Raw genomic sequence first — 19805 nt, forward strand, 5'->3', positions numbered from 1 at the left:
ACCACGCCACGAGCGGAGATTACCACTTTTCAGGCGCGAGGTGGCCGTTCGCGCCCGGGAAGGACGTTAAAACGCGCTTAAAACTCGTAGCGCGCCGACAGTTTCAACTGGCGGCCGTCCGCAGCGTAAATGCCGCTGTGGACGCCGTCCACGCAGGAATAAGCCTGCGAGTAGTAGCGTTTATCGGTCAGGTTCAGGCCGGAGACGGCGAACTCCCACTGGCCGAACTTGCGGGCATAGCGGGCGTCGACGGTGGCGAAGCCCGGAATTTTACCTGCGCAGCTGTTGTCGAAGTCCGAGCCGTAGCGCTGATTGTCCACCCACTGCGTTCCGATGTCGGCCGACTGTCCGTCGGCCGGGGTCCAGCTCAGGCGCGCGCCCAGCGTATTCTCGGGCACCAGCACCATCTGCTTGCCGCTGTTGGCGCCTTCGCGGAACTTGGCGTCGACGTGCTGGTAGTGCGCGCTGACGGTCCAATCGGCGGCGATGCGCTGCTCCGCATCGAGCTCGAAGCCCCGGCGTTTGGTCGGATCAAGGTTGACATTGGCGAACGTGGTGGGATCGTAGAAGATCTCGTTGCTCAGGTTGTGACGGAATACGCGCGCCGTGACCTTGTGCGAGGCATTGGCATAACTGGCGCCCAGTTCCAGGTCGTGCGACTTTTGCGGCTGCAGCGACGCGTTGATCACGCGCGTGAAGGCGTTTTCGTCGGCATTGGCGACCCGGTAGCTTTGTCCCGCCTTGCCGAACACCGTCAAACCGTTCAGCGGCATATAGCTCGCCTGCAGCTCCCACGCGTTCAAGCCCTGCGTCACGTCGTAGCCCGTGCTGCCGAAGCCCGCCGGATCGCTGAAATCCTTGTCGAAGATCTCGCGCCGCACACCGGCCGAGATCCGGCCTTGATGCGCGGCGTCGAAGCGCAGCTCGTCGCGCAGATAAATCGCCTTCGACTTCTGCTCGGCGTCGGCCGTGGCGGCGGTGCGCTCCCACTTGCTCAAGTCCACGCCGGCCACCACTTCATTGAGCAGGCCGCCGATCTCGCCCAGGCGGCGCACGCGTGGCGAGAACTGAATCTGTTTGCTTTCACTGGTGCCGATCGACGAACCGCCATCGTAGAAGTATGACGAATCGACCGTCTTTTTACGGTACGACAGGTCGGCCGCCAGATCGTAGCCGGCCAGGCGATACTGGCTGAAGATGGTGAAGCGGTCGCTATCGAGCGAGCCATGGTCGTCGGGCGTGCTCGCCTGGCGCGGATTGGCGTTGAACTGCGCTTCGGTCAGAGATCCCGGCAGGCGCATGTCCTGGCGCGCGCCTTCATAGCGGAAGCCGACGCGGCCGGCGTCGTTGAACCACTGCGCACCGCCGCTGAACTGCGTTTGCTTGAATTCGTTGTTGTCGCGGTAGTTGTCGGTGCGCTGGTGGCCCAGGGTCGCATCGGCCGCGAAGCCTTCCCACGCCTGCGCGGCCGAGACGCGCGCCTCGCCGGCGTTAAATCGCCCGCCCTCGACGAACACGCTGCCACGGCGGGTGTTTTTGTCCGGGCTCTTGGTGACGATGTTGATCACGCCACCGGTGGCGCCGTCGCCGTACAACACGCTGGCGCCGCCGCGCGTGATTTCGATACGGTCCACCGTATCGACCGGGATGGTCGACAGGATGGCGGTGCTCAGTTCATTTTCCGACAGGCGTACGCCATCGAGCACGATCACCAGATTCTGGCTGCTGTTGGTGCCGAAGCCGCGCAGGTCGAGATCGAAATCCGGGCTGCCGTTCAGGCTTTGGCGGCCGTAGACGCCGCCGATCTTGCGGATCGCCGAATTGACGTCGCTGACGCCGGCGCGGCGGATGTCGTCGGCCGAGATCACCGTGGCGCCGATCGGTGCCAAGGCGGGATCGGCGTCGAAGCGGGAGCCGGTGATGACGACCGGTGCGAGCACCTGGGCGACCTGCGCGCCGACGGCGTCTTGCGCCATGACGGCGACAGGGGTGACGGCAACGAAGCAAAGGGAAACGGCGGCGGCCAGCAAACGTGGCGCCGAAGGCGGAACAAACGCGAAGGAATTCATGGCAGATCGTTTTCAAAAGAGACATCCGCGCCTGCGTCCCCGCAGGTCGGAAGTGTACGGAAGCCGCGCGCCGGTCGACGGCGCGCGCTCCCCCCTGTCTGGCCGATATCCGGGCTGGCCGGCGCTGTCGTCGGAGCGACTCTCGACAAAGCGCGGGCGTTACCGTTGCGGGGGCAGCACACCTTGGCCGCTTCGCGGAATGCGGAAGCGGCCCTGTGTTTCCCGTTTAACCGCGCACGTGAGCACATGCGCAGGCACCAGAACCCGGGCATTATACGCCTGCCAACAACGCGGCTTCCAAAGGATCATTCAGCATTTCGATATGACCTATCTACATTTCGCGCATTGATTGCCAGCCCCGGCGTCCCTATAGTATGGATATCAACACCATACCTGGAGCATTGCCATGAGCAGCACCCAAACCCTCCCCACCTATTTTCTGTCCCACGGCGGCGGCCCGTGGCCGTTCATGATGGACACGGTCGGCCACCTGTACAAAAAACTGGATGCTTCGCTGCGCGACATCCCGCGCCAAGTGGGCGTCACGCCGAAAGCGGTGCTGGTCGTCACCTCGCACTGGGAAGGCCGCGACTTCATGCTGTCGTCGTCGGCCAGGCCGCCGATGTTGTACGACTACGGCGGCTTCCCCCCGCACACCTATGAAGTCCAATACAGCGCCCCGGGCGCGCCGGAACTGGCCGCGCACATCAAGCAGCTGCTCGACGACGGCGGCCATCCAGCGCAACTGGACGGGCAGCGCGGCTTCGACCACGGCACCTTCAGCGCCATGTACCCGGTGTATCCCGACGCCGACGTGCCGATCGTGCAGCTGTCGCTCAAGCACGGACTCGATCCGCGGACGCATCTGGCGGTCGGACGTCTGCTGGCGCCTTTGCGCAAGGAAGGTGTGCTGATCATCGGCAGCGGCCTGAGTTACCACAACCTGCGGGCGTTCAACGCGCAGGGCGCGGCGGCGTCGCATCAATTCGACGGCTGGCTGCGGGCGGCCATGGCGCTGCCGCCGGCCGAGCGCACGGCGGCGTTGATCGAGTGGGACAAGGCGCCGGCCGCGCGCATGGCGCATCCGCGCGAGGAACACTTGCTGCCGCTGATGGTGGCGCTGGGGGCGGCCGAGGACGAGCCGGCGTCCGTGCCGTATCACGAGGATGCGTTTATGGGATCGCTGGCCGTCAGCAGCTTCAGGTTCGGCGGCGCGTAGGGACTACGTTCCGCGTTTGCCCTTGGCGTATTCGGCGGCCTTGGCTTCGGCGATCGCGGCTTTTTCGGCCGCCTTGGCCGCCGCCTCCACCGCGTACGTATCCAACCGCTCCTTGCGCGACGCCGGCGTCTCGAGCGAGATGCGGCCCAAGGTGCCGCTGCGGTAGTCGCCCAGGAAGGTATGCGACGCCTTCTCGAAATCGAGGTCGCCGCCCTTCTGGCGGAAGCCGCGCTTGGCCGCCACGCCCTCCACCACCGCGATGCCGTCGAACTTCTCGATATCCTTGAAGCCGTAGCGCGCCACCAGCAACTGCGGGTAGTACTTCAGCATCTCGTCGGCCAGGAACACCGCCACCTCCTCCTCGATCAGCGCGTTCGAGCCGATGGCGTGGCTGGCGGCCAGCATCAAGCCGTCGCTGGGCAGCGCGATCTTCGGCCACAGCATGCCGGGCGTGTCGACCAGGATGGTGTTCTTGTCCAGATAAAGCTTCTGCTGCTGCTTGGTCACCGCCGGCTCGTCGCCGACCTTGGCCACTTTGCGCTTGAGCAGCGCGTTCATCAGGGTCGACTTGCCGACGTTGGGGATCCCCATGATCATGATGCGCAATGGCTTGGTCGGCACGCCCCGGTGCGGCGCCAATTGCTTGGCCAGTTCCGGCACGCGCGTGACGTCGGCCGGCTTCTTGGTGGTCATCGCGAACGCCGTCACGCCCTCCTGCGCGTTGTAATACTGTACCCACGCCGCCGTGGCGGCGGGATCGGCCAGGTCGATCTTGTTGAGGATCTTCAGGCACGGACGCTGGCGGAACTTGCGCAGCTCCTCCACCATCGGATTGGTGCTGGCCTCCGGCAGGCGCGCGTCGACCACCTCGATCACCAGATCGGTGTTCTCCATCTGCTCCGCCGCCTTCTTCTTGGCGGCGTTCATGTGCCCCGGGTACCATTGTATCGACATGCTCTGACCTTCAAAATCGTTCTGACAATCCGCTATTTTACCTGCTGGCCCGGCCGGGATTCGGATATCATGAGTCGCTTTTCCGTTTTTCTGACCATATAAACAATATTTTTCAACCGGAGTGCTGAAGATGAGCATAGCTGCACCGTCCAACCCGAGGGAGATCACCCTCCGCGGCATTATTCTGGGCATCCTGATTACGCTGGTATTCACGGCGGCACAGGTCTACCTGGGCCTGAAAGTGGGCCTGACCTTCGCCACGTCGATCCCGGCGGCCGTGATCTCGATGGCGCTGTTGAGCGCCTTCAAGAACGCCACCATCCAGGAAAACAACATCGTCCAAACGATCGCCTCGGCCGCCGGTACGCTGGCGTCGGTGATCTTCGTGCTGCCAGGCCTGCTGATGATCGGCTGGTGGGCGCACGTGCCGTTCTGGCCGACCTTCGGCGCCTGCGCCATCGGCGGCGTGTTGGGCGTGATGTACACGGTGCCGCTGCGCCGCGCGCTGGTGTCGCAATCGAACCTGCCGTATCCGGAGGGCGTCGCCGCCGCCGAGGTGCTCAAGGTGGGCACGGCCTCGCGCGCCGGCGCCGCCGAGGGCAAGGCCGGCCTGCGCGCGGTGGTGCTGGGCGCCGTCAGCTCTGCGCTGTTCGCCGCCGGCGCCGCCGTCAAGCTGATGGCCGGTGAATTGTCGTTCTACTTCCGCACCGGCGCCGGCGCCACCGGCATCGGCGCCTCCGGTTCGCTGGCGCTGATCGGCGCCGGCCATTTGATGGGCATCACGGTCGGCCTGGCGATGCTCGCCGGCCTGGTCATCGCCTGGGGCATCATGGTGCCGTTGATGACGTCCCTGACCCCGGCCGCCGCCGGCGTCGACGCCGCCGGCCACGCGCTGGGCATCTGGAAAACCGAAGTGCGCATGATGGGCGCGGGCGTGATCGGCATCGCCGCGATCATCACCCTGGCCGGCCTGGCCAAGCCGATTTTCGGCGGCCTGAAATCGGCCATGGACACGGCGCGCCGCGCCAAGCTCGAAGGCGCCGTGCTCGATCGCACCGAGATGGATATGCCGATCTTCATCGTCGGCCTGGTCACCTTGGTGGCGATGGTGCCGGCCGGCTGGCTGCTCACCAGCTTCCTGCAGGGCGGCCCGCTGTCGTCGATCGCCTTGCCGCTGGTGGCGGTCGGCATCGGCTACATCCTGGTCGCGGGCATCCTGGCCGCCGCCGTCTGCGGCTACATGGCGGGCCTGATCGGCTCCTCCAACTCGCCGGTGTCGGGCATCGCCATCTTGACGATCCTGGGCGCGGCGCTCAGCGTGGGCATGGTCGGGCGCAGCATCATGGGTCCGGAAGTGGCGCAGGCGCTGATCGCCTTCGCGCTGTTCGTCACCACCGTGGTGCTGGCGGTGGCCGTGATCGGCAACGACAACCTGCAGGATTTGAAGACCGGCCAGCTGGTCGACGCCACGCCGTGGAAGCAGCAGGTCGCGCTGCTGATCGGCGTGTTCGCCGGTTCGTGCGTGGTGCCGCCGGTGCTGGAACTGCTCAACCACGCCAACGGTTTCGTCGGCGCGCCTAACCTCGACTCGATCTCGGACCAGCCGCTGGCCGCGCCGCAGGCGTTGCTGATCTCGACGCTGGCCAAGGGCGTCATCGGCGGCAACCTGCAATGGAACCTGCTCGGCTACGGCGTGCTGGTCGGGCTGGTGCTGGTGGCGATCAACTTCGTGCTGAAAAAATCGAGCAACGACAAATACAGCCTGCCGCCGCTGGGCGTGGGCCTGGCGATCTACCTGCCCAGCGCGGTGATCACGCCGGTGGTCATCGGCGCGGTGGCCGGCTACTTCTTCGAGCGCGCCTGCGGCAAATCGGCCGGCGGCGAAACGGCCAAGCGCCTGGCGGTGCTGATCATGTCGGGCTTCATCGTCGGCGAGAGCCTGTTCAACGTCGCGCTGGCCGGCCTGATCGTGCTGTCGGGCGAAGGCGAACCGCTGGCCATCCACAACTCGCTGAGCGAAGCGCACACGATGATCATCTCGCTGATCGTCGCCACGGTCGTGGTCGTGGGCCTGTACCGCTGGTCGTCGAAGAACGGCCACGCCGTCAACGCCTGATCAAACGCAGCAACCCGCCACTCCGGGGTCGAGTCTGACATTGCTACACGAACTGTGCCGTAGCGGGCAAACGCCCGCACCACGGCCCGGGACGTGTAGCAATGTCAGACCTGACCCCGGAGTTGTTTTTGGAACCGCTCGAGCAGGGCGTAGTGTGCTTCCGCTGGTCCGACCGCAAGGAGGATCGCCGCGACCAGGAACCGCCGCCCCGTCCAGGCACACCATCGTTCGCCGGGTCGATCCGACGATGGCGAGCATTTAGGCCATCCACTGGATCAACGACGATCGACTACACGTGGAACAACGTCGATGCCGCGCCGGTGTCGTCGCGCCTGTTCCGCCTGACACGCCGCTGGAGCACGGCAGGCGCTTCGGCAACGGCGTAACGGCCAACAACAGCAACGTCACCGCCATTTACTACGACAACGAAAGCCACGGCTGGCGCAACGGGAAAAACCGCGTCGATTTCTGGCGGCAGGTCGAGGCCTTCCTCGACCAACACCTCAAGCCCGCCCCGTGACGCGGCCGGGTCGGCACGCCGCGCCGGCCGCGCTCAGATCTCGGCCAGCGCCTTCAAGTGCGCGACCACGCTGCGGCCCAGCGCCGACAGGTTGTAGCCGCCCTCCAGGCAGCTGACGATGCGGCCCTTGCCGTACAGGCGCGCCACGTCCATCACCTGTTCCGTGATCCACGCGTAGTCCGCCTCGACCAGCCCCATGCCGCCGATGTCGTCCTCGCGGTGGGCGTCGAAGCCGGCCGAGATGAAGATCATCTCCGGCTTGAACGCGTGCAGCGCCGGCAGCCACTGCTCGGTGACGATCTTGCGCACGGCGTCGCCCTTGGTGGCCAGCGGCACCGGCACGTTGACCAGGTTGGCGGTGATCGGCTCGGGCTCGGTGTACGGATAGAACGGATGCTGGAAGAAGCTCACCATCAAGGCGCGCGGCTCGTCGCGGAACGCCTCCTCGGTGCCGTTGCCGTGGTGGACGTCGAAGTCGACGATGGCCACCCGCGCCAGGCCGCGCGCGTCGAGCGCGTGCTTGGCCGCGACGGCGACGTTGTTGAACAGGCAGAAGCCCATCGGCTCGACCGGCCGCGCGTGGTGGCCGGGCGGGCGCACCGAGCAGAAGGCGTTGTCGATCTCGCCGTCGATGACGGCGTCGGTCGCGGCCACGGCGGCGCCGGCGGCGCGCTGCGCGGCCAGCCAGCTCCAGGCGTTGAGCGAGGTGTCGCCGTCGATCGGATAGGTGTCGCCCGGCGCCGGCACGTTGTCGCGCACGATGGCGATGGCGTTGCGGCTGTGGTTGCGCTCGAGGTCGGCCAGCGCCACCAGCGGCGCCTCGCGGTGCTCGAGCAGGTCGCTGATGTGCGATCCGATCAGCTGGTCCGCGATGGCTTGCAGGCGCGCCGGCGATTCGGGGTGCCAATCGCCCATGTCGTGGCGCTGGCAATCGGGATGGCTGTAAATGGCTGTGGTCATGTCTATGGTTTTACAGGCCGCGAATGGTCTACGCAAGGTCCGCTTCAGCGCGCTATATCCGCTGCGCGGTTTCTCGCATAGAATCGTCAAACGCCGCGCCTGATTGTGCTGATCCCAGGCGCTAATCTACCATACATATCATGTACACAAAATTGCACGCGGTGGCACGCCAGGTCGGAGACATCATTGTCGGCAAGGACTTGCAGATCCGTCAAGCGCTGACCTGCCTGCTGGCCGGCGGCCACCTGCTGATCGAGGACGTGCCCGGCGTCGGCAAGACCACCCTGGCGCACGCGCTGGCGATCTCGCTGGGGTTGCGCTTCAACCGCATCCAGTTCACCAGCGACCTGCTGCCGGCCGACGTCAACGGCATCTCGATCTACGAGCGTGAAAAGAACGGCTTCGTGTTCCATCCCGGCCCGATCTTCACGCAAGTGCTGCTGGCCGACGAGATCAACCGCGCCACGCCGAAGACCCAGTCGGGCCTGCTCGAGGCGATGGAGGAGCGCCAGGTCAGCGCCGACGGCGTCACGCGCCCGCTGCCGCTGCCGTTCTTCGTCATCGCCACGCAAAATCCCACCCACCAGATCGGCACGTTCCCGCTGCCCGAGTCGCAGCTGGACCGCTTCCTGATGTGCCTGTCGCTGGGCTATCCGGACGCCGCCGCCGAACGCGCGCTGCTGCTGGGCGAGGACCGCCGCCTGCTGCTCAAGACCTTGCCGGCGGCGATGACGCCGGCCGAGCTGGGCGCGGCCCAGCAAGCGCTCAAGCGGATCCACGTGTCGGCGCCGCTGGTCGACTATGTGCAGGCGCTGGCGGCCGCCTCGCGCCAGAACGGCATGTTCGCCGAGGGCATGAGTCCGCGCGCCGCCATCGCGCTGCTGCAGGCGGCGCGCGCCTGGGCCGCGCTGGAGGGACGCGACCACGTGCTGCCGGAGGACGTGCAGGCGGTGCTGGTGCCGGTCTGCGCGCACCGCCTGCGTCCGCTCAAGGCGGCGCACGGCGTGGCGCTGGCCAGCCGCGACCTGGTGCTGCAGTTGCAGAAATCGGTGCCGCTGTAGTGACTTCCGGCCTGCAAGCGTTGTTCCGCAAAGGCCGGCGGGTGGGCGAGCGGTGGCTGTTCCAGCTGCGCGGCAGTGAAACCGGCGAGGTCACCCTGACGTCGCGCCGCGTGTTCATCCTGCCCACGCGCGCCGGCCTCTCGTTCACCGTGCTGCTGCTGATCATGCTGATCGGCGCGCTCAATTACAACCTCGGCCTGGGCTTCGCGCTGACCTTCTTCACCGGCGCCTGCGCGGTGGCCGACATGTTCCTGACGGCGCGCAACCTTGCGCTGCTGAAGCTGGCGCCGGGCCGCGCGCAGCCGGTGTTCGCCGGCGAGCAGGCGCGCTTCGAACTGCGCCTGGCCAACCCCACCCGGCTCGACCGCTACGCCATCTGGCTCGGCTTCCAGGCGCTCGGCGAACCGCGCCAGGCGACGGACGTGGCGGCCGGCGGCGCCGGCGCGGTGGCGCTGTCGCTGCCGACGCGCGAGCGCGGCTGGCTGGCCGCGCCGCGCATCGAGCTGACCACGCGTTTTCCGCTCGGCCTGTTCAAGGCGTGGAGCTACTGGCAACCGGACATGCGGGTGCTGGTGTATCCGGCGCCGGAATCGCCCGCCCAGCCGCTGCCGTCGCACGGCGCCGCCAGCGAGGACGGCCATGGCACCGTGGGGCTGGATAATTTCGCCGGCATCCGCAGCTACCAGCAGGGCGACCCGATGCGGCATCTGGCCTGGCGCCAGATCGCCCGCCACGATCCGGCGCTGGGCGGACAGCTGGTGACCAAGCATTTCGAGGGCGGCGCGGTGGCCGAACTGGCGCTGGACTTCGCCGCGCTGCCGCTGCAACTGGACCTGGAACTGAAACTGTCGCGCATGACGCAATGGGTGCTGGCGGCCGAGCAGCGCGCCCTGCCCTACACCTTCCGCCTGGCGCAGCACGCCTACGGCCCGGCGCTGGGCGACGCCCACCGCGCCGCCTGCCTGCGCGCGCTGGCGCTGTTCGGGCGCGAGGGCGGCGCATGAGCGGCACATCACGACGCGGCCCCGCGCTGCGGCGCCTGGCGGCGCTGCCGCGCGACAAGGCCGACACCCTGCTGCTGCTGACCGCCGCGCTGATGGTGCTGGCGCCGCACTTCGCCCACCTGCCGCCGTGGGTCAGCCTGGCCGTGTGCGCGACCTTGCTGTGGCGCGTGGCCATCACCTGGCGCGGCAAGCGCATGCCGCCAATGTGGCTGCTGGTGCCGGTCGCGGTGGCGGCGATGGCCGGCGTCTACCTGACCTACCGCACCTTGCTGGGCCGCGACGCCGGCGTCGCCATGCTGACATTGCTGCTGGCGTTCAAGCTGCTGGAGATGCGCGCCAAGCGCGACCTGTTCGTCGTCATCTTCCTCAGCTTCTTCGTGCTGCTGACCAGCTTTTTCTATTCGCAGACGATGCCGACGGCGCTGTTCATGGCCGCCACCATCATCGTGCTGCTGACGGCGCAGCAATCGTTCCAGTACACCGGCGCCGTGCCGCCGCTGGCCCGCCGCCTGCGCACCTCGGCCAAGCTGTTCCTGCTGGCCGCGCCGCTGGCGCTGCTGATGTTCATCGGCTTCCCGCGCGTCCAGGGGCCGCTGTGGGGCATGCCGGGCGACGCCCACAGCGGCCGCAGCGGCATCTCCGACAGCATGGCGCCGGGCACGCTGTCGTCGCTGGCGCAGTCGGACGACGTCGCCTTCCGCGTGCGCTTCCTCGACCAGGCTCCGCCGCAAAACCAGCTGTACTGGCGCAGCATCGTGCTGGGCGACTACGACGGCCGCACCTGGACCCGGGTGCCGCGCCGGCGCGGCGCGCAAAGGATGGACATCGCCGTCAGCGTGCGCGGCCAGCCGGTCCGCCACGAAGTGACGATGGAGCCGACCGGCAAGCGCTGGCTGGCGCTGCTGGAGTTGACCGGCCCGCGCTTCGGCGTGCCGGGCTTCACTGTGCGCGAATCGGACGAGATGGAGCAGTTCACGATCGAGCCGGTGGCGCGCCGCGTGCGCTACGCCGCCAGCGCCTATGTCGATTTTCAATTGCAAGCGACCGAGCAGCCGGAAAACCTGCGGCGCTGGCTGGAGCTGCCGGACGGCTTCAACCCGCGCACCTTGGCGCTGGCGCAACAGCTCAAGCAAGCGGCGCCGCTTGCGGCGGACGGCCGGCCGGACGCCCGCCAGCTGTCGCAGCAGGTACTGTCGATGTTCCGCCGCGACACTTTCCACTACACCCTGCAGCCGCCGCTGGCCGGGCGCGACATGGTCGACGACTTCCTGTTCACCAGCAAGGCCGGCTTTTGCGAGCACTATGCCGGCGCCTACGTTGTCCTGATGCGGGCCATGGGCGTGCCGGCGCGCGTGGTCACCGGCTACCAGGGCGGCGAACTCAATCCGCTCGACGGCTACCTGACGGTGCGCCAGTCCGACGCCCACGCCTGGGCCGAGATCTGGCTGCCCGCGCGGGGCTGGCGCCGGGTCGACCCGACCGGCGCGGTCGCGCCCGAGCGCATCGCCGGCAACCTGGCGCGGGCGCTGCCGCCGCCATCGACGTTCGGCTTCGGCCAGTTTATCGCGCTGCGGAACGACCCCGATTCGTGGCTCGCGCAACTCGGATTCCGCTATGCCGCGCTGAATAATTCTTGGAATCAATGGGTCCTGGATTACAATCCAGATAGGCAGCGAAGTTTCCTTGCGGAACTAGGTTCCGTGTTGGGTAACTGGCGCAGCGCGGCGGGCGCGCTGGCGGTCTGCGCGCTGGCGTGGCTGCTGCACTGGCGGCGGCAACGCCGGCCGGCCGCGCCGCTGGATGCGCTGTACCTGGCCTTTTGCCGGCTGCAGGCGCGCCGCGGTCATGGGCGGCGCCCCGATGAGGGCCCGCTCAGCTATGCTGCCCGTCTGCGGGACCTGCCCGCCAGCGCGGAACAACACGCGGCGATGGAGACATTTTTAACCCTGTACGGCGCGCTGAAATACGGCGGCGCCGGGGCCGAACAACGAACGGCGTCGCTCAAGACGCTGAAAACACTGTTACCTTTATGCCGATGAAGACTTTGATCCCCCCCCTGCTGGCCGCCGCGCTGCTGGCCGCCAGCGGCGCCAGCCACGCGCAGGTCGACCGCTACGGCTACAAACTGCCGCCCAGCATGCAGCCAAAAGCCAAGAAGAAAGCGCCGCCCGTCAAAAAGAAAACCGTGCCGGCCATCGACTATGTCGGCGAATACGTCAACTTCGGCGAGTGGAAGGACGTGCGCGCCTTCCTCGACGACGTCGCCACCCGCAACGGCTTCGACCGCAAGGAACTGGACACCCTGATGGCCCAGGTGCGCTATGTCGACGCCACGGTGCAGCTGGTCAAGCCGGCGCCGCCGGGCAAGCCGAAAAACTGGGCCGCCTACCGGGCGCTGACGATCGAGTCGACGCGGGTCGACGGCGGCGTCAAGTTCTGGAACGACAACGCCGATGCGCTCAACCGCGCCGAGGCGCTGTACGGCATTCCGGCCGAGATCATTGTCGGCATCATCGGCGTCGAGACCGTGTACGGCCGCGTCACCGGCAAGTTCCGCGTCGTCGACGCGCTCACCACGTTGGCGTTCTCGTACCCGGAGGCGCCGCAGCGCGCCGCCCGCATGGAATTCTTCCGTGGCGAGCTCGAGGCCACCCTGGTGTTCGCACGGCGCGACGGCGTCGACCCGCTGTCGCTGCGCGGCTCGTTCGCCGGCGCCATGGGCATGCCGCAGTTCATGCCGAGCAGCCTGATCAAGTACGCGGTCGATTTCGACGGCAGCGGCCACATCGACCTGCTCGGCTCGAGCACCGACGCCATCGGCAGCGTCGCCGCCTTCCTGGCGGCCCACGGCTGGCAGCGCGAGCAGGGCGGCCCGTTGGTGTACGCCGCCACGGCGTCGCCCAACCGGGCCTGGGAACCGATGCTGAACCAGGGCCTGACAGCAAAATATGCGCCGCGGGACTTGATAGCGGCGGGAGTCACCACCACTGTAGCTGTGCCGGAGCAACAAACCTATGGCCTGGTGGATCTGCAAAACGGCGCCGACCCGACCGAATACTGGTTAGCCAACAGTAATTTCTTTGCAATTACGCAGTACAACCGCAGCTATTTCTACGCCATGTCGGTGATCGAGCTGGGCCGCGCGGTGCGGCTGGCGCGCGGCAACATGTAGAAAGCGGCGCACGGCGCGCCGCGCGGACGCGTGTAAGGACGGCGATGACGGATGTAAGCAACAGTAACGCCTGTTGTTGGCCCAACTTGCACGCGGTATTGTTTAGTTGACACTTGGAAATTATTCATCCAAACTGGCCATTAAAGCACTAAATCATAAGCATCTATACAACGAAATTGTCTTATAATTAACGTTAGTTGCTAAATACAAGCGTGCACCATAGCGTAGCACAGGAGTCGGTGTATAATTCTCACACAATGTTGCATCGGGACAACAATACACGACTTTGCAATTTTTTTCTATTGCTGTCGGGTATTACATTGCGAGATGTTGTATAATTGTGTATATATTATGAAACTTGTTATCCCGGAATCGGTCCGTGTGTAAATTCGTTCCTTGGTAAGGATGAACATTAACGCAGCAAAGCGAGCTCCGAGTGTTGTACTTTGCAGGACAACTTTACAGAAGGAAAAGACGAAATCATGACAAACCAAGTCGGCATAGATATGAACAACGATGCGGATGGCGATGACCTGCTGCAATACAATCCCAACCGTCTGCTCGATACCCTGATCGAAAACTTGCGCTTGAAAAACGACGCGGCCCTGTCGCGCGCGTTGGAAGTCGCACCGCCAGTGATCAGTAAAATTCGCCACCACCGCCTGCCAGTTGGCGCTTCGCTGCTGATCCGCATGCACGAAGTTAGCGATCTGAGCATCCGTGACCTGCGTTACTTGATGGGCGATCGCCGCAACAAGTTCCGCATCAGCGATAAGCAGTTCAAACCAAAGGAAGGCGAACCAGGCCAGGGCCAGGGTTAAGTTTTACCCCGGCACTGACCTGTTGCGTTTTACCCTTGTATCCCTCCCCCCTCTTGCAGGGGCGAGGGATACATCTTTTTGCGCGCCGGGTTTTAGGCCGGCGAATTTAAGCTGCGAGCCTAAGCCGGAAACACGCCGGTCGACAGATAGCGGTCGCCGCGGTCGCACACGATGAACACGATCGTCGCGTTCTCCACCGTCTGCGAAAGACGCAACGCGATCTCGCAGGCGCCCGCCGCCGAAATACCACAGAAAATGCCCTCCTCCGCCGCCAGCCGGCGCGCCATCCGTTCGGCCGACGCCTGCGACACCGCCTCGACCTTGTCCACCCGCGCGCGGTCGTAGATTTTCGGCAGGTAGGCTTCCGGCCATTTGCGGATACCGGGGATCGACGAACCCTCCTCCGGCTCGGCGCCGATGATCTGCACGGCCGGATTCTGTTCCTTCAGATAGCGCGACACGCCCATGATGGTGCCGGTGGTGCCCATGGCGCTGACGAAATGGGTGACGCGGCCGTCGGTGTCGCGCCAGATTTCCGGGCCGGTGCCCTCGTAGTGGGCGCGCGCGTTGTCCTGGTTGCCGAACTGGTCGAGGATGATGCCCTTGCCGTCCTTTTGCAGTTGCTCGGCCATGTCGCGCGCGTATTCCATGCCGCCGGTCTTGGGCGTGAGCATGATCTGCGCGCCGTAGGCGGCCATGCTCTGGCGCCGCTCGATGCTCAGGTTCTCGGGCATCAGCAGCAACATTTTGTAGCCGCGCAACGCCGCCGCCATCGCCAGCGCGATGCCGGTGTTGCCGCTGGTCGCTTCGATCAGGGTGTCGCCGGGCTTGATGTCGCCGCGCTCCTCGGCGCGCTTGAGCATCGACATGGCGGCACGGTCCTTGACGGAGCCGGCCGGATTGTTGCCTTCGAGCTTGCCGAGAATAATATTGTTGCGGGCGACCGCGTCCGCGCCGGGCAAGCGGGTCAGCTGCACCAGCGGCGTGTTGCCGATCGTATCTTCCAGAGTCTTGTAAGCCATCGTGTTCAATCTTCAGTGGTTTCGCCAAAACATGCATTTTAATCCGACTTGCCGTTGCGCGTATTGCAAGGGATGGCCGGTCCCCTGCCTGAGGAGGTAAAGTGCCGGAAGTCTTTGGACTGGAGCGGCGGCATGCGCTAGACTTGCATCATCGCTGCATCGCACCACGCCGTGCCGACCACTTTTACGCCACTCGACCGCCATGTCCACCTCACCGCTTGAAATGCTGCCCGACGCCACCCCAGACACGCAGGCCGCGCTGCCGGCCGACCTGGAAAGCCGGCGCCACCAGATGTTCCCGACGTTGTCCGACAGCGACATCAAGCACATGCTGCGCTTCGGCCACGTGCGCCATTTCAGCGACGGCGAAAAAATCGCCGAGGCCGGCAAAAGCAGCTACGGCATGCTGCTGGTGCTCAAGGGGGGTGTCGCGATCAGCCGCTTCGACGGCCTGGGCAACACCTCGTACATCACCACGCACACGCCCGGCCAGTTCTCCGGCGAGGTGGCGCAGCTGTCGGGCCGCCCGGCGCTGGGCAACGCCGACGCCGTCGGCGAGGTCGAGGTGCTGGTGGTGCCGCCCGAATCGCTGCGCGCGCTGCTGGTCGCGCACGCCGACCTGGGCGAGCGCATCGTGCGCGCGCTGATCCTGCGCCGCGTCGGCCTGATCGAACAGAACTCGGGCGGCCCGGTCATCGTCGGCCCGCGCGGCCATGGCCGCATCCACACCTTGCAAAGCTTCCTGGCCGCCAACGGCCACCCGTACAGCGTGCTCGATCCGGAAGTCGACCAGCAGGCGACCGAACTGTTGGCCCACTACCGGCCGACGCCGGACGAGCTGCCGCTGGTGGTGTGCCCGGACGGCGTGGTCAAGAAAAATCCCACCACGGTCGAGATCGGCCGCTGCCTCGGCATGCTGCCCGAACTGCCGGCCGACAAGGTGTGGGACGTGATCGTCGTCGGCGCCGGCCCCTCGGGACTGGCGACGGCGGTGTACGCGGCGTCCGAAGGCCTGTCGGTGCTGGCGCTGGAAACGCGCGCCTTCGGCGGCCAGGCGGCGGCCAGCGCCCGCATCGAAAACTACCTCGGCTTCCCGACCGGCGTCTCCGGCCGCGCGCTGGCCGGCCGCGCCTACGTGCAGGCGCAAAAATTCGGCGTCGAGATCGCCATCCCGGCCCCCGCCGGCCGGCTGATCTGCGACACCTATCCGCTGCAGGTGGAAATGTGCGGCAGCCTGCAGAAGCTGCAGGCCAGGACCGTGGTGCTGTCGTGCGGCGCGCGCTACCGCCGGCCGTCGCTGGCCAACCTCAAGCAGTTCGAGGGCAAGGGGATTTATTACTGGGCCTCGCCGATCGAGGCCAAGCTGTGCAAGACCGAGGAGATCGTGCTGGTCGGCGGCGGCAACTCCGCCGGGCAAGCGGCGGTGTTCCTGTCGGGGCACGCCTCCAAGGTGCATATGCTGATCCGCAAGGACAGCCTGTCGTCGACGATGTCGAGCTACCTGATCGAACGTATCCAGGCCACGCCGAATATCGAGCTGCACACGCACTCGGAGATCATCGCGCTGGAGGGCGACGAGGACGGCCTCAAGCAGGTGCGCATCCGCAATTCGAAAAGCGAGGAGGAATGCGATTACGATGTGTGCCGCGTGTTCCTGTTCATCGGCGCCGATCCGAACACCGGCTGGCTGCAGGACTGCGGCGTCGACGTCGACGGCCACGGCTTCATCCGCACCGGTTTCGACGTCACCAAGGCGCAGTGCAAGGCCAACTTCGACAAGGGCGTGTATCCGCGCGAGATGCCGGCGCGGGCGGCGCTCGAGACCAGCGTGCCGGGCGTGTTCGCGATCGGCGACGTGCGCGCCAGCTCCACCAAGCGGGTGGCGGCGGCGGTCGGCGAAGGCGCGGCGGTGGTGGCGCAGATCCACGCGTTTTTGGCTAATCTGCCGGCCAACCCGCCGCGCTAGCCATCCCGCCGGCGCCGCGCAGGGATGGCTTAGCCGGCGTCGGGTGGCGCCAGGTAGATCGCGGCCGGCGTCCCCAGGCTGGCCTTGACGGCCCGCGACGTCTCGTCGATCAGGATTTCCTCCAGTCCGGCCTCGATGCCATCCAGCGCGGCATCGACCACCGATGCCGCGCTCTGCTTGGCGACCTCCAGACCCTCGGTGAGATCGGTGTCGATGAAGCCGACATGCATGCCGCTCACCAACACCCCGTCCTGCTTGAGCTCGTAGCGCAAGGCGTTCGTGAAGCTCCACGCGGCGGACTTCGAGGCGGCGTAGGCCGCCAGCGGCGGCCTGGCAAGCCACGAGGCCACCGACAAGACGTTGAGGATCGCACCGTCGCCGTTGCGCCGCAGCGCCGATGCGAACGCTTGCGTCACGCGCACGGTGCCGAAGTAATTGGTTTCGAGCATGGCGTAGGCATGGTCCAGGCCCGCCGGGTCGAGCACCGACTGTTCGTAGCGCGCGATCCCGGCGTTATTCACCAAAAACGTCACGTCGCCGCAGCGTTGCGCCGCCGCGGAAATGCTTGCCGGATTATGCAGGTCGAGCTGGACGGCAGTGATGCCGGGCTCGCTGAAGCCGTCCGTGTCGCGCATCCCCGCGTACACTTTTTTTGCGCCACGGGCCACCAGCGCCCTGGCGAACGCCAGCCCCAGTCCGCGATTGGCGCCCGTCACCAGGACCGTCGATTGTGCGATATTCATTGCAGTGTCCTCAACGTGTCTTGCTGGTGGTGGCGACGAAACTGGCGATGTAGTCGGCCACCGCCTGCGGATGCTGGTGGTGGGGGCCGTGACCGGCCGCGGGGAAGGTCAGCAGCTGGGTGGTTGGCAGCTGCCCGTTGAGCGCGTACCAGTTTTCCACCGGAAAGATGATGTCGTGGTCGCCGCCAACATGCAGGATCGGGATGGCGGTGGCCTTGAGCGCCTCGAGCACCGCGTCGGCGGGGAACAGGGGGCTTTTCGGTCCGCGGCCCAGGTTCTCGGCGGCCCACGCCAGCGGCACCGGCGGGCTGCGGCCCTCTTTGCGCTGCGCGATCCGCTCCACCGAGCGCCGCGCGGCGGCCACGCTGGCCGGCGCGGCGGGCTCGAAGAACAAGATGGTCTCGTGTTCCAGCGTGTAGTCGGGGATGGTGGCGGTGTCGAAAAACAGCTGCTCGGCAGGCTTGACATTCGGGCCCGGCGGCGTGGTGCCGATCAGGACCGCATGGCTGATGCGTTCGGGATACATGGCAATCGCGATCTGGGCCGCCATGCCGCCCAGCGACCAGCCGCTGATGACCACATTCTCAAGGCCGAGCGCGACGATCAGGTCGTTGGCGTCGGCCGCCAGCGTGGCCGGATGCATCGACTTCTCGCCGCTGGACTGGCCGATGCCGCTGTAGTCGAAGGTGATGACCTGGAACCCCTGCGCTGCCAAGGCGTCGAGGAAGGCCGGGTCCCACACGTCCATGGTGCCGCGAAAACGCGCGCATAACACGATCGGGTGGCCGGCGCCGAGGCTGCGGTAAGCCAGCGTGCGGCCATGGCTGTCGACGGTCAGGTTCGGGGTATTGATTGCGGTAACGTTCATGCTGATCTCCTTGGTCAAGTCAATGCGTGCAGCAGGGCCGACGTCGACAGGATCGCGCTGGCATAGGTGGGGCCGTTGATGTGGTGCGCCGCGTGCAGCGCCTCCTTGCTGAAGGCGGCGGTCGCGTCGCTGACCAGCGTGACCTGGTAGCCCAGTTCCATGGCGAACTTGGCGGTCGTCTCGATGCAGGTATTGGCCAGCAGGCCGATGACGATCACCTTGCGGATGGCGTGCTGCCTGAGCAGAATGTCGAGATCGGTATTGGCGAAGCCGCTCGACGCCCAATGCTCCTTGGCGATCACATCGCCGTGCTGGGGAACGAAGTCCGGATGCCACTCGCCGCCCCAGGTATCCTTGCCGAAGACCAGGATCTGCGCCGCGCTGCGCTGGTACGGGGTGGAGCATTGCCAGTGGTCCATGTCGCCCGGCTCGGCCCGGTGGTGGGGCACGTAGAACACGCGGATGCCGGCCGCGCGGACCGCAGCCACCACCGACTTCATGTTAGGCAGCAGGTTCTGCTCTTCGGCGACCGCCTTCACCGGCGGCCACAGCTTGCCGCCTTCGCTCAGAAAGTCGTTGTAGGGGTCGACCAACAACAACGCGGTGTCGGACCTTGCGTACTGATTGCTGCTCATTGCATTCTCCTTGGTGGAACGATGGGAACTACGGGTGCGGGCGCGGCCTGTCAGTTGACCAGGCCGCGCTGGTTGGCCAGTGCCACCGCGTGGGTGCGGGCGGTCGCCCCGAGCTTGCCGAACACGCCTTTGACGTGCGATTTGACGGTGCCGATTTCGATGCCGAGTTCGCGGGCGATGATCTTGTTGCAGCATCCCTGCGCGATCAGGCTGAGCACCTGGTGCTCGCGGCTGGTGAGGTCGAGCCGCTGGCTGCCCTGCGCGACGGTGCGCAGCAGGGACGGGTGGATATGGATGGCGCCGGCGCCGACCGCGCGCACCGCGTCCACCAGCTCGGCAGCGGCGCAGTCATGCGGCAGATAGCCGCGCACGCCGGCCGAGATCGCCGTGCGCACCTCCCATTCGCGGTGACGGTGGGTCAGGATCACCACCCGCGACGGTGGCGCCGTCGCGGCGCCGCGCAACCGTTCGAGATGGGCCAGACCGTTGGCGTAGTTGGCGATGATGACGTCCGGTTCGATGCCGTCGAGCGGCGCCGTGCGCAGCCACAAGTCCTGGTAGTCCCGCAGCAATGTGACCATCCCGGCGTTGACCAGCGGCGCCCGGTGATCAAGCAGTACGTCGAATAGTCTGCCGCTGTCCATCATGACGCCACCTCCCCTTGTACCGGTTGCT

The 19805-nt window shown here is 66.3% G+C and carries 17 protein-coding genes and 1 riboswitch; of the genes, 9 read left to right on the forward strand and 8 right to left on the reverse strand.

Annotation, left to right across the window (positions count from 1 at the left end; all coding sequences use genetic code 11):
• Window positions 1-77: 77 nt before the first annotated feature.
• Window positions 78-2069 carry a TonB-dependent receptor gene (locus BMX85_RS07810; protein ID WP_090315537.1) on the reverse strand — a complete coding sequence of 664 codons (1992 nt, stop codon included), beginning with the start codon at window positions 2067-2069 and terminating at the stop codon, window positions 78-80.
• An 82-nt stretch (window positions 2070-2151) separates the two neighbouring features.
• Window positions 2152-2346: riboswitch (cobalamin riboswitch) on the reverse strand.
• A gap of 129 nt (window positions 2347-2475) precedes the next feature.
• Between BMX85_RS07810 and BMX85_RS07815 the strand changes: the two genes are divergently transcribed.
• On the forward strand, window positions 2476-3288 hold the full coding sequence (locus tag BMX85_RS07815; RefSeq protein ID WP_090315538.1) for a DODA-type extradiol aromatic ring-opening family dioxygenase: 813 nt from the start codon (window positions 2476-2478) through the stop codon (window positions 3286-3288).
• 3 nt (window positions 3289-3291) lie between these two features.
• Here the strand turns inward: BMX85_RS07815 and ylqF are convergent, their stop codons facing one another.
• Window positions 3292-4242, reverse strand: a complete 951-nt coding sequence (gene ylqF / locus BMX85_RS07820; RefSeq protein ID WP_090315541.1) for a ribosome biogenesis GTPase YlqF — start codon at window positions 4240-4242, stop codon at window positions 3292-3294.
• A 130-nt stretch (window positions 4243-4372) separates the two neighbouring features.
• Here ylqF and BMX85_RS07825 point away from each other — a divergent pair, with 130 nt between their 5' ends.
• Window positions 4373-6358: an OPT family oligopeptide transporter gene (locus BMX85_RS07825; RefSeq protein ID WP_090317554.1), complete on the forward strand. Its 1986-nt coding sequence runs from the start codon at window positions 4373-4375 to the stop codon at window positions 6356-6358.
• A gap of 295 nt (window positions 6359-6653) precedes the next feature.
• On the forward strand, window positions 6654-6878 hold the full coding sequence (locus BMX85_RS07830; RefSeq protein ID WP_090315543.1) for an alpha/beta hydrolase: 225 nt from the start codon (window positions 6654-6656) through the stop codon (window positions 6876-6878).
• 33 nt (window positions 6879-6911) lie between these two features.
• On the opposite strand, the gene BMX85_RS07835 is transcribed toward BMX85_RS07830, so the two are convergent.
• A complete protein-coding gene (locus tag BMX85_RS07835; protein WP_090315545.1) occupies window positions 6912-7838 on the reverse strand; it encodes a histone deacetylase family protein in 927 nt (308 codons plus the stop codon).
• A gap of 140 nt (window positions 7839-7978) precedes the next feature.
• Here BMX85_RS07835 and BMX85_RS07840 point away from each other — a divergent pair, with 140 nt between their 5' ends.
• The 5 genes from BMX85_RS07840 (at window position 7979) to BMX85_RS07860 (ending at window position 13896) form a co-directional block, all read left to right on the forward strand.
• Window positions 7979-8899, forward strand: a complete 921-nt coding sequence (locus BMX85_RS07840; protein ID WP_090315547.1) for an AAA family ATPase — start codon at window positions 7979-7981, stop codon at window positions 8897-8899.
• Window positions 8899-9903 carry a DUF58 domain-containing protein gene (locus tag BMX85_RS07845; RefSeq protein WP_090315549.1) on the forward strand — a complete coding sequence of 335 codons (1005 nt, stop codon included), beginning with the start codon at window positions 8899-8901 and terminating at the stop codon, window positions 9901-9903. Before BMX85_RS07840 ends, BMX85_RS07845 begins: the two co-directional genes overlap by 1 nt.
• Window positions 9900-11942, forward strand: a complete 2043-nt coding sequence (locus BMX85_RS07850) for a transglutaminase TgpA family protein (RefSeq protein ID WP_090315551.1) — start codon at window positions 9900-9902, stop codon at window positions 11940-11942. The genes BMX85_RS07845 and BMX85_RS07850 overlap by 4 nt, the downstream gene beginning before the upstream one ends.
• Window positions 11939-13075 (forward strand): lytic murein transglycosylase B, encoded by a 1137-nt coding sequence (gene mltB, locus BMX85_RS07855; protein ID WP_229210344.1) that lies wholly within the window; start codon window positions 11939-11941, stop codon window positions 13073-13075. The genes BMX85_RS07850 and mltB overlap by 4 nt, the downstream gene beginning before the upstream one ends.
• Window positions 13076-13557: 482 nt before the next feature.
• Window positions 13558-13896 (forward strand): hypothetical protein, encoded by a 339-nt coding sequence (locus BMX85_RS07860; protein WP_090315555.1) that lies wholly within the window; start codon window positions 13558-13560, stop codon window positions 13894-13896.
• Between the two features lie 119 nt (window positions 13897-14015).
• On the opposite strand, the gene cysM is transcribed toward BMX85_RS07860, so the two are convergent.
• Window positions 14016-14918, reverse strand: a complete 903-nt coding sequence (gene cysM / locus BMX85_RS07865; protein WP_090317557.1) for a cysteine synthase CysM — start codon at window positions 14916-14918, stop codon at window positions 14016-14018.
• A 202-nt stretch (window positions 14919-15120) separates the two neighbouring features.
• On the opposite strand from cysM, the gene BMX85_RS07870 reads away from it, so the two are divergent.
• Window positions 15121-16884 carry an FAD-dependent oxidoreductase gene (locus tag BMX85_RS07870; protein ID WP_090315557.1) on the forward strand — a complete coding sequence of 588 codons (1764 nt, stop codon included), beginning with the start codon at window positions 15121-15123 and terminating at the stop codon, window positions 16882-16884.
• A 29-nt stretch (window positions 16885-16913) separates the two neighbouring features.
• Here BMX85_RS07870 and BMX85_RS07875 read toward each other — a convergent pair whose 3' ends face one another.
• Genes BMX85_RS07875 through BMX85_RS07890 form a run of 4 tightly spaced genes read right to left on the reverse strand, consistent with a single transcriptional unit; the run spans window position 16914 to window position 19777 of the window.
• Window positions 16914-17627, reverse strand: a complete 714-nt coding sequence (locus tag BMX85_RS07875; protein ID WP_090315558.1) for an SDR family oxidoreductase — start codon at window positions 17625-17627, stop codon at window positions 16914-16916.
• A gap of 10 nt (window positions 17628-17637) precedes the next feature.
• On the reverse strand, window positions 17638-18495 hold the full coding sequence (locus BMX85_RS07880; protein ID WP_177196690.1) for an alpha/beta fold hydrolase: 858 nt from the start codon (window positions 18493-18495) through the stop codon (window positions 17638-17640).
• A gap of 14 nt (window positions 18496-18509) precedes the next feature.
• Complete coding sequence (locus BMX85_RS07885) at window positions 18510-19130, reverse strand: cysteine hydrolase family protein (protein ID WP_090315560.1); 621 nt, start codon at window positions 19128-19130, stop codon at window positions 18510-18512.
• 50 nt (window positions 19131-19180) lie between these two features.
• Complete coding sequence (locus BMX85_RS07890; RefSeq protein ID WP_090315562.1) at window positions 19181-19777, reverse strand: LuxR C-terminal-related transcriptional regulator; 597 nt, start codon at window positions 19775-19777, stop codon at window positions 19181-19183.
• Window positions 19778-19805: the final 28 nt, after the last annotated feature.

The organism is Duganella sp. CF517 (genome assembly GCF_900110275.1).
Taxonomy (GTDB): domain Bacteria; phylum Pseudomonadota; class Gammaproteobacteria; order Burkholderiales; family Burkholderiaceae_D; genus Rugamonas.